The sequence below is a fragment of the Cellvibrio fibrivorans genome (genome assembly GCF_031457055.1).
GTDB lineage: Bacteria > Pseudomonadota > Gammaproteobacteria > Pseudomonadales > Cellvibrionaceae > Cellvibrio > Cellvibrio fibrivorans.
The window spans coordinates 1,150,162-1,160,652 of sequence record NZ_JAVDVX010000001.1 but is presented as its reverse complement, the minus strand read 5'-3'; the positions used below and the strand labels follow the sequence as shown (position 1 = coordinate 1,160,652).

The window sequence follows — 10,491 nt, the reverse complement described above, 5'->3', positions numbered from 1 at the left end:
TACCTGAAGAGGCACGCGGATATCTTGGTGAAATGAATTTGACAAAGAGCAAAATGTTACGTGCTATGCTGCTGAACAAACTTAACCGCTAGGTGGAATTGTTTATCTAAATAACCTATTGATGAGTCGTTAGTGATGAAAAATAATAGTGTCAAAAAAGTCGTAATAGCGGGTGGCGGCACCGCAGGTTGGGTTGCCGCGGCGGCCCTTTCCAAACAACTTGGAAAATTACTGGACGTCGTGTTGGTTGAGTCCGAGCAAATTGGAACTGTTGGTGTAGGCGAGGCCACTATCCCGCCGATGAGGACCTTCCACTCCCTGTTGGGAATTGATGAACAAGAGTTTATGCGTGCCACCAATGCCGTGTTCAAACTAGGCATTTCATTTAAAAACTGGGGCCAAATCGGTGACGAATACATTCACCCTTTTGGCTCTACCGGGCAAGGCAGTTACCTCGCCGATTTCCAACACTTTTGGCTGCACGGAAAAAGCAAAGGTATCCATGCGGCATTTGGTGAATACAGCCTGGAAGTGCAAGCCGCTAAAGCGAATAAATTCGCCATATCAAAAAAAGGCAATATTAATTATGCCTATCACCTTGATGCCACCCGTTACGCCCAATATCTGCGGCAGTTTAGCGAAAAATTAGGGACCACACGGATTGAGGGAAAAATCCAACAGGTCCAACAACATCCTGATGGCGATATCAAAGCACTGCTATTGGAATCAGGGGAAGTGGTTGATGGTGATTTATTTATCGATTGCACGGGCTTTACTGGCCTATTGATTGATAAAACATTAAAGACACCTTACGAAGATTGGTCGCACTGGCTGCCGTGTAATAGTGCTATCGCAATACAGACGGAATCCGTTGAACCGGCTAAACCCTATGTAACCTGCACTGCCCATCACGCCGGCTGGCAATGGCATATCCCCTTACAACATAGAGTCGGTAACGGCAATGTTTTTTGTAATGATTTCATGTCCGATGACCAGGCAAAGCAGCATCTGTTGAATAACGTTAAAGGCAAGGTGTTAACCGAGCCCAGAGTCATTAAATATAAAACGGGTCGGCGCAAAGCGTTTTGGAATAGAAATTGTGTTGCATTAGGATTGTCGAGCGGATTTGTTGAGCCGCTAGAGTCAACCAGTATTTATATGTTTATGATTGGGATCGTCCGGCTAATGAAGATGTTTCCATTTCACGGTGTCACTCAATCATCTATCGATGAATACAATCAGCAATCTATTGCAGAACTGGAAAATATCCGCGACTTTATCATCTTGCATTATCACGCTACGGCGCGTGAAGACAGCGAGTTCTGGCGTTACTGTAAGAATATGAGTGTCCCGGACTCCTTATCGCATCGCCTTGAGCTGTTCAAAGAAAACGGCTTTGCTTTTCCGCGTGAGCCGGAATTGTTCCGGCTTGATTCGTGGTTGCACGTTATGCTGGGGCAAGGCCTTATGCCCCGGAATCATCACTCGATATTCAAGACGATGTCGGATGAAGAGTTGGTGCGGCACCTAACCAATACCCGCAATACAATTGCGGATGCGGTGAGCAAGCTACCAAACCACCAGGAGTTTGTTAATCAGTATTGCAAAGCGGATATGTAATTATTTTCTGCCAGCAAATAAAAATCCCCGCCAGCTTACACTGGCGGGGATTTTTATTTTAACGTGACAGCTATTTTCTTACGGACAAGCAACATCTTTACCCGCACCTTTCACCACACTGACTTTGGCGAACGTAATATCCAAAGTGCCGCTGGTGATGAGCGAGAATGGTTGCAGGATTTGCGTCCAGTATTCTTCTGGTGGTTGGCCAATACCAAAATTAGCACCGGACGTTGGGTAGCATTTGAAAGGCACTGTGACAGTTTGCCAGCCTTGACCGGCGAAGCCTTTGAGTTTTTCACTCAGGTCGATATCTGATGCGCAGTAAGAGCCGCAACCCAAACGCAAGTAAGTGGTTGCACTGGGTGCTGCATCAACTTTGATATCAAATACCAATGCGGAATCGCTGCTGTAGTAATTGATAAAGTCCTGGCGGTTAGCGACTGACAATGCCACTTGACCACTGCCTGAACCATTCCATTGCACGCGGCGTGCATCTTCTTGCACATCGCGGTCAACCGCTTGGATCATCAGCGATGAAGCTTTAACTGTGTTGCTGTTCATTGGCACTACATCGTTTTGGTAACCAATAATTTCCAATTGCCAGGGTTCCATCGGGCGACGGTTGAAAATTTCCAACACATCCAAGGCTTCTGCTGCTTTTAATCCGTCTTCAGGCAGATTGTCTGCAAGTGTATCTTTGTCGGCATAACTTAAGCCGAAACCGTAAGCAAAGAGTGGATCGTAATTTTTATCGCCACGGTTAAGTGGAGTTTGGTCGGGGTGCTTGGGCCAGGAGAAACTCAAACGGCCTTTCATATCGTAATTAATTTCACCGGCTGCATTTTTGAAAATCACATCTGCCACACCAGCACCTTCCGTACCCGGTTGCCAAATGGCGACAAATGCATCTGATGCATTTAATTCGCGATTGACCCACAGTGGGCGCCCGGTGATAAACAAAGACACAACGGGGATATTTTGCGCGCGCAATTTTTTCAGCAATTCCAGATCGCTTGGGTTGCGTGGCTTATAAGCAAGCATGCCCACATCGCCCTGCATTTCTGCGTAGGGATCTTCACCAAACACAACAATCGCAACATCGGGTTTTTCGCTGAATGAACCATCGACACTGAGTGTGGCTTTGCCGCCTGCTGCGCTCACGACTTCATTGATACCTGCGTAGACAGAAGTTGCGCCGGGGAAATCAGAATTCACGTTGCCGGTACCTTGCCAGGTTACTGACCAGCCGCCCGCTTGTTTGCCGATATTATCTGCGCCATCACCTGCAACCAGAACTTTTTGGTTACGCGCGAGTGGCAACAGATTGTTTTTGTTTTTCAACAGCACCAGCGATTCGCGCACAGCTTGACGCGCAACGGCGCGATGTTCTGGCGCGCCCAACAATTCTTTTTTGCCGGCAAGTGGGCGAGTAGATGGAGCGCCTTTTTCAAATAATCCGGCGCGGATTTTTACGCGCAAAATCCGGCGCACGGCATCATCCAAACGCTCGGCAGTAACTTCACCGGATTTAGCTTGCGCTAATAAATTGTTGTACAAATCTTTCCAGTTGGGTTCGGGCACCATGTAAATATCCAAACCGGCCATAAGTGATTCAGGGCAATCTACGGCGGTGCAACCGGGAATAAAACTGTGGCCGCTCCAGTCGCCGACGACCAAACCATCAAAACCCATTTGGCCCTTGAGCACATCGGTGAGCAAATATTTATGGCCGTGCATACGTGTGCCGTCCCAGCTGGTGAACGAGGCCATTACCGCCTGCACACCGGATTCCAATGCGCTGAAATAACCGGCGCCGTGAATATCGCGCACTTGCTGTTCATCTCCCTGGGTCGGCCCGCGATCCACACCGTTTAAGGTGCCGCCATCGCCAATAAAATGTTTGGCGGTGGAGATCACGTGTTCATTGGATAAAAATTTCTCGGAACCACCTTCACCTTGCAGGCCTTCCACCATTTTTCCAGCGAAGGCGCCGACGATTTGTGGGTCTTCCGACCAGCTTTCATAGGCGCGGCCCCAGCGGTCATCGCGCGCTACGGCAACAGTGGGGGAGAAATCCCAATCCAGGCCGGTGACAGCGATTTCACGAGCAGTCGCCCAACCGATTTGTTTTAGCAGTTCGGGGTTGTTGGTTGCACCCAGGGCGATATTGTGAGGAAAGAGGGTGGCGCCGACGACGTTACCCAAGCCATGCACCGCGTCAGTGCCCCACATAATCGGGATGCCAATACGGCCGTTGGATTTATCGATGGAGGCGTTGTAGAAGCTGTCGGCCAGTTTTACCCAGTCTTCCATGGTCGCGTATTTGTTGCTGCCAGGGGTGCTGCCGCCGCCGTTGAGCACGGAACCCACGTGATACTGCTTGATATCTTCAGGGGTCAGGAATTTGATTTCTGGTTGGATCAGCTGACCGATTTTCTCTTCCAACGTCATTTTTGCCAGCAGCTCCTCAATGCGAGTTTCCACTGCCGGGTCTTTTTTAACCGCGCTGGTAATCGCCGGCCACTCCACTTTGGCCGCCGTGGTTGTGCTCGCAGGAGGCGTAGTCGCTACTGGAGCCTCCGTTTTTTGGGCATCACACCCGGCAAGCAGCGAAAGTAGAACGGCGCCTGATACCAGTGACCGAAGCTGTACTTTATTGTTCATAGTGGATGACCTGTTATTCAAATAAAGAGTTGAAACAAAGAAATGCCAATTCGATTAATCGCAACAATTAATTCAACTGCATCAATGGGGCGCAGGATGATAATCAATATTGGTTATATGCAGTAGTCAAAACGACAGCTGCGCAAGTATTCGCATATAAAAGGTAGCAGTTGGTGACCATCCTGCGAATAAACTTTACCTTTTATGATGCAAATATCAGGTTTGGAGGGATGAACCATATAAGGAAATATGAATAATCGAGCCGTTTTTTTATCAATAAAAGATGTATGCATTTTTAAAGTGCATATCCGCATATGCTCATATGCGAAAAGATTGCAATGAACTCCTTGTGTTACAGATCACAAATTCTTGATCATCTTCTACACTAAAAAAGCTAACTCCCTCTCAGGTTAATTTCTGAACTATTCATTAAACGGCTCGAAAAATCATGCGGTTGTAGTTTTGGAGGCATCATGTTCAAAAAAAAAGAGCTCACGCGCTTAGGCGACATCCTAGTCAGTAAAGGACTTATAACACCCGCACAACTTGATCTTGCGATCAAAGAACAATCGCGACGCAAACGTTTGTTAGACCCCGCTGATACTACTGCCGTAGTGACACCGATCGGTGAAATATTGATTGAACTGGGTTTTATTGACCAGTTGCAACTAAAACGCGGTTTGAATTGGCAGCAGCGTTTGCGCCATGCCTCCATCGCTATGGCACTCTGCGCTCCATTTATGATTTTTGCACCCAGTGCAGCCGCCAATGTGGTGCGAACAGCCCCCACCACGATTGAAGCGGAAAACTACACTGCGATGCAGGGTGTAATTGCTGAAAATACCACTGATATCGGTGCTGGAAAAAATATTGGCGGTATAAGCACCGGTGATTGGATGTCCTACAGTGTCGATCTACCGGCGGCAGGTACCTACAAAATTACCTACAGGGTCGCATCGCCTAACACGACGGGTAGTTTGATTTTGCGCTCTGCAAATGATGCTGATTTGGCAACACTCAAGGTGCCTAAAACTGGCGGGTGGCAAGTGTGGACCAGTGTGGACCAAATGGTCACTCTACCAAAAGGCGTGCAGACCTTAAAAATCTTCGCCAAAACGGGTGGCTTTAATCTCAATTGGTTTCAATTGGAAAAAATTACGTCAATTAACGCAGCGATTGAAGCAGAAAACTATTCTGCCATGAGCGGCGTTATTACTGAGGCCACAACAGATATCGGCGGTGGGCAGAATGTAGGCGGGATTAGTACTGGCGATTGGATGAATTATGCCGGGGTGGATATACCCGCAGATGGCACTTACAAAATTACCTATCGCGTCGCCAGCCCTTATAGCACAGCCAAAATCACCCTGAAATCCGGTGCGGATGTAGAAATAGGCACAGTATCGGTTCCCAAAACCGGAGGATTTCAAGTCTGGAGTGATGTTGTGCAAACAGTCACTCTGCAAAAAGGTGTGCAGGATTTAAAAGTATTCGCCAAAGCCGGTGGATTTAATATCAATTCATTCAAAATTGAGGCAGATACCGCAGCGGGGATTACACCACCTGTGGTCATCGCTACCGCCCCAGCACCTATTGTAGCTGCAGCAACACCCACCGCAGCAGTGCTGCCCGGCGCACCCTTGACCCTTCAGGCGGAAAGTTATTCGTCGATGAGTGGAATTATTTCTGAGACCACTACCGATGTTGGCGGCGGCAAAAGTGTAGGTGGAATTGGCACTAATGATTGGCTGCTCTACGACGGTATTAATATTCCCATCACTGGTGAATATAAAATCACATACCGTGTAGCCAGCCCTTACACCACCGCAAAAATGATGCTCAAGTCAGGCACCAACGTTGATTTGGGTTTATTGGCTATTCCCAAAACCGGTGGCTGGCAAATCTGGACTGATATCAGTCATACCTTGACCCTGCAACAGGGAGTACAAAGTTTAAAAGTGTTTGCGCAGACCGGTGGATTTAATTTCAATTGGCTGAAAATTGAAAGCCTGGTTCCGGTCAGCCAGACTATTGAAGCAGAAAGTTATTCATCCATGTTTGGTGTTTTTAACCAAACTACAACCGATGTTGGCGGCGGTCAAAATGTCGCCGGCATAGCGACAGGTGAATGGATGACTTACAGCGGCATCAACGTGCCAGCAGATGGTAATTACAAAATTACCTATCGCGTTGCCAGCACCGTCAGCACTGGCAAAATTGCACTGCACTCAGCGGCTAATGTTGAGTTAGGGCGTGTATCAGTGCCATCTACGGGCGGCTTCCAAATCTGGAAGGAGGTTGAGCATACAGTGGCACTGAAAAAAGGTGTGCAGGATTTAAAAATAGTTGCAGCAACCGGCGGTTTTAATCTCAACTGGTTCAAAATGGAGTTCGCAGGGGCAGCAAATGCTTCCAGTGCAGCCAGTTCGTCGGCACCAGCAGTATCTTCTTCCAGCTCATCCAGTTCCGCACCTGCAGTGAGTTCATCAAGCTCTTCAACATCGTCTACACCGGCGATGAGTTCGTCGAGCTGGTCAAGTTCATCAGTAGCAGCTCATGTGGCGGGGCCTGTTGCCATTACCTGGATGGCGCCGGATAAACGCGAAAACGGAGCGCAACTCTATATTGATGAACTGGGTGGTTATGAAATTCGTTATAAAAAAACGGCGGACACAAAATACACCTACGTCTCTATTAATGACCCCTGGACGCAGTCGTACAAATTTGATTGGCTCGAAGGCGATTATATTTTCCAAATCGCCGCGTTTGATAAAAACGGTGTCTACAGTCCCTTTGTAGATATCCAGCGGCAGTAAAATTTTTAAACTGTGCAATAAAAAAATGGCAGATTTTCTGCCATTTTTTTATTGGGAAATTGTTGTGTAAGGGATTATCGCCCACCACTTACATCCAGCAAACTGCCGGTGATGTAAGAAGCTTCATCAGACGCGAGCCATAAAATCGCGTTGGCAACCTCATCAGCCTCACCTGCGCGCTGCATAGGAATGGTTGGTGCGATACGATCAATCCGTCCTGGCTCGCCACCTTTTGCGTGCAATTCCGTATTGATAATGCCGGGGCGCACACAGTTGACACGGATGCCTTCGGCAACTAATTCTTTGGCAAGCCCCATGGTAAATGTATCAATTGCGCCTTTGCTTGCGGCGTAGTCGATATATTCAAGCGGCGAACCAAAACGCGCGGCAATAGATGAAACATTGACAATCGCACCGCCATTTCCTCCCTCAAGTTTACTCATGCGTTTAATCGCTTCACGCGCACAGATAAAACTGCCAATCACATTTACCGCAAATAATTTTTCCAGCTCGGCAACCTGGGTATCGCGAAATAATTTTTGGCGCAAAATGGCGGCGTTGTTCACCAGTACATCCAAGCGGCCAAACGTATTATCGATTTGCGAAAAGAGATTTAACACATCGCTCTCAATTCCCACATCCGCTTGTACGCATAAAGCGTTGCGCCCGAGTGCAATAATTTTTTGTGCAATCGTTTCAGCTTGCGCGCGTTTAGTTAAATAAGTGATGACGAGATCGTAACCGCGTTCGGCTGCGAGTAGTGCGGTGGCTGCGCCTATGCCACTGCTGGCGCCGGTGATTAGCATAACGGGGTTCGACATCTCAGCTCCTTGCACCAAGCCGGTTAATTTTTTTGCGCCACAGCCAAGCGTTTCAGCGCTTTATCCATTTCATCCAACAGCGCAACATAAAGTGCGTCGGCACTCGCCACATAGCCTTCGGGGCTCATATGAACCAGATCCGGACGCATAAACGGCGTTTTTTGTTTGAGCCAGAATTGCGCGCCACAATTGCCGCCCATCATCGCGCTCCAATCCCAATAGAGTGTGCCTTCCTGTCGGGCGATGCGCCGTTGGCTGTTCTGCACTTTGATCAAACTCGGCGGCAGCGGTACACGGCAGCCAACGTTGATGTGCGGTGGGCGGGATTTTGCGGAACTGGGTGCTCCTACTAACAAAATAGCTGCTTCCGGAGCGGCGCCGCGCAGAGATCTAATCGCCTGGCGCAATTCGGCCTCGTAGGTCTCCGGCACCAGATCTTTGCCAAAGGCTTCATTGGTACCGTAGGCGAGGATGATCAACTGCGGGTTGCGCCATTGCAGTTGGTTGCGCAGAGTAGAGGAATCCCAGCGGTTGATAACGTTGGCGACCGAGCCGTTATTGCCCAGTGCATCCAGCGTAATGCCGGGCGCCATGCGATCCAAAATAACGCCGCCCAGTTTTCCACCCGAAGGCGCGAGCAGTTTCAGTCCGCTCACCTTGTTTGCATCCAGCTCTTGGGTACTCAACCGCCATGGTGCTTTGGCATCACCTTGCCCCGGTAACTTGTGCACTTTGCCGCCGGGCAGCGCGAGGCTCCAGGGCGTTTGGCGGGAGTTCTGCCAGATGTTCAAACGCCATTGCCCGGTAGCAGGCACTTCTTTGACTTTGATTTCGAGGATCGAGTTACCAGCCGAGGTATTGATAAATCCGCCGACCGGAAACACACCCGAATGTTTGTGCTGTTTGGCGTCACTGAGTTTCCAGCTGCCAGTGCTGCGCAGCAATACCTGGCTGGAGCGCTGGTTGGTGATGTATCCCGGTGTAAGCCAGCCGATACCGGCGTTGCCAAACTGGTTTTGCAGGCGCTGGCGCAGTTGGCCGGTAAAGTAGTCGCCTGCGGTATGGGAGTCACCCAATTGGATAATCCGGATCGGTTCCTGCCGCTTTTTATCTTCCAGATCGCGCAAGCTTTGCCAGAGCGCCGGGGCTTTGCGGTCGCCATAATCGAGCAGCGGTGTGGTTTTGTTGGCTGCTACGGCAGGCATCGCCTTGGCTAAAACCAGCAGCCATAAGCAGAGGGTTAAATACTTCATCGTTGGGTGATCTTGTTGTTGGTGGCGGTATTGCCGGTATCGGTACCGTCAGTTGCGTTGGCAGCGTCTTCCACCGGTTTTTCAGCAGGTGGTGCAGCACCAAATTGGGTGAGCGTCAGGTTCGCCAGCAGGCGATGACCTTGGGTAGTGAAGTGCACGCCATCGTCAGTGCGCACCATAACACTGCCGCGCTCGGGCAGTTCGAGAAATTTGGTAAAGCTACTGCCATCGGCGGTGAGGGTTGGGTCAGTGGCGACAAAACGGGCAAACAGCGGCATCTTGCTCGCTTCCTCGGCGTAGATAGCATTGAGTGTCGGCGCTTTGCCGATCAAATCTTCGCGCCCTAACGGCGGCACGCCCAGCCAGACCAAGCGCGCGCGATGTGCCGCAGCGGTGTTGATAATGCGCGCGACCCGCTCGCGATACACCGCGGCCCAAGGCTCCGAACCAAAACGGATGTAGCGCCCCTGAATGGTCATATCCCAAGGATCATTGGCGCCGAGAAAAACGATCACCACCGAGTAGTCTTCCAGCTCAAATGCATCTTCCACTGTGGCTGGCCAATCAAAAAATGCTGGATAGGTTAGCCCCGTGCTGTGCTTGCTCAAGTCCATGGATTCGACTTTGTATTTGCGCTTGAGATTGGTGATCAAATGCGGCGCCAGGCCCTGCATCAAAGAATCGCCCACCAGCAAAATGCGGTCATTGGCACCCAACAGGATTGGCCCTTGCGCGGCGGTAATAGCTTCAGGAGTTGCTTCGGGCAGTGGTTCACCCGGTTGCGATTCGTCCGGCGTATCGATTGATTCGGTAGTTGTGTTCGCGGCCGCGGTATCGATTGCGATGCTGGTTTGCGCGCTGGCAACTGTAAGCGTCTCGGCCATCGCTGCTGCTGGTGTCTCGTAAGCAACCGGCTTTGGCGGGGCGACAGGTTCGGGGCAAGCCTGGGTAATCACTTCCTGTTTTGGGCACACAGGTGCAACGACGACCGGCAACTCTGGCTCGGGTAGTGCCTCATCTCCCAACAGTAACAGTTGGCCAGCAAGCAGCATTCGGCTTTCACTTTGATCGATGATCCCGGACCAATACTGCTGGGTGTTATCCCACTGGCGTTTCCATTCTTTGATTAAGCGTGTATCGGGCAGATAACTACTGGCACTGGGCAGACTGCCGAATTCCAGCAAAATATGGTGCGTCTGCTGCCAATATTGCAACAAAGCGCTGCCCTTCAACGCCACTAGCAATAAGCTGGCGAAGGTGATGCCGAGTAAGGCTTTGGTGTGTTGGGATTCCATATCCTGTGTGCTACTCATA

Annotated in this window: 6 protein-coding genes; 2 read left to right on the top strand and 4 right to left on the bottom strand. The window is 50.0% G+C overall.

Annotated features, from left to right (window positions below; genetic code table 11):
- The first annotated feature begins 135 nt into the window (after positions 1-135).
- On the top strand, positions 136-1,620 hold the full coding sequence (locus J2X05_RS04875) for a tryptophan halogenase family protein (RefSeq protein ID WP_310069394.1): 1,485 nt from the start codon (positions 136-138) through the stop codon (positions 1,618-1,620).
- Positions 1,621-1,698: 78 nt separating this feature from the next.
- Here J2X05_RS04875 and J2X05_RS04870 read toward each other — a convergent pair whose 3' ends face one another.
- Positions 1,699-4,287, bottom strand: a complete 2,589-nt coding sequence (locus tag J2X05_RS04870) for a glycoside hydrolase family 3 protein (protein ID WP_310069392.1) — start codon at positions 4,285-4,287, stop codon at positions 1,699-1,701.
- Positions 4,288-4,760: 473 nt separating this feature from the next.
- Here J2X05_RS04870 and J2X05_RS04865 point away from each other — a divergent pair, with 473 nt between their 5' ends.
- Positions 4,761-7,103, top strand: coding sequence for a carbohydrate-binding protein (locus J2X05_RS04865; protein WP_310069389.1), 2,343 nt, complete (start codon positions 4,761-4,763; stop codon positions 7,101-7,103).
- 74 nt (positions 7,104-7,177) lie between these two features.
- On the opposite strand, the gene J2X05_RS04860 is transcribed toward J2X05_RS04865, so the two are convergent.
- Genes J2X05_RS04860 through J2X05_RS04850 form a run of 3 tightly spaced genes read right to left on the bottom strand, consistent with a single transcriptional unit; the run spans position 7,178 to position 10,490 of the window.
- A complete protein-coding gene (locus tag J2X05_RS04860) occupies positions 7,178-7,924 on the bottom strand; it encodes a glucose 1-dehydrogenase (protein WP_310069385.1) in 747 nt (248 codons plus the stop codon).
- Between the two features lie 23 nt (positions 7,925-7,947).
- Positions 7,948-9,177 carry a GDSL-type esterase/lipase family protein gene (locus J2X05_RS04855; protein ID WP_310069382.1) on the bottom strand — a complete coding sequence of 410 codons (1,230 nt, stop codon included), beginning with the start codon at positions 9,175-9,177 and terminating at the stop codon, positions 7,948-7,950.
- Positions 9,174-10,490 (bottom strand): SGNH/GDSL hydrolase family protein, encoded by a 1,317-nt coding sequence (locus tag J2X05_RS04850; protein ID WP_310069380.1) that lies wholly within the window; start codon positions 10,488-10,490, stop codon positions 9,174-9,176. The genes J2X05_RS04855 and J2X05_RS04850 overlap by 4 nt, the downstream gene beginning before the upstream one ends.
- Between the last annotated feature and the right edge of the window lies 1 nt (position 10,491).

Coding starts and splice junctions, on each gene's coding strand:
- J2X05_RS04865 (WP_310069389.1), top strand. CDS start 4,761: ATGTTCAAAAAAAAAGAGCTCACGCGCTTAGGCGACATCCTAGTCAGT.
- J2X05_RS04855 (WP_310069382.1), bottom strand. CDS start 9,177: ATGAAGTATTTAACCCTCTGCTTATGGCTGCTGGTTTTAGCCAAGGCG.
- J2X05_RS04850 (WP_310069380.1), bottom strand. CDS start 10,490: ATGAGTAGCACACAGGATATGGAATCCCAACACACCAAAGCCTTACTC.
- J2X05_RS04875 (WP_310069394.1), top strand. CDS start 136: ATGAAAAATAATAGTGTCAAAAAAGTCGTAATAGCGGGTGGCGGCACC.
- J2X05_RS04860 (WP_310069385.1), bottom strand. CDS start 7,924: ATGTCGAACCCCGTTATGCTAATCACCGGCGCCAGCAGTGGCATAGGC.
- J2X05_RS04870 (WP_310069392.1), bottom strand. CDS start 4,287: ATGAACAATAAAGTACAGCTTCGGTCACTGGTATCAGGCGCCGTTCTA.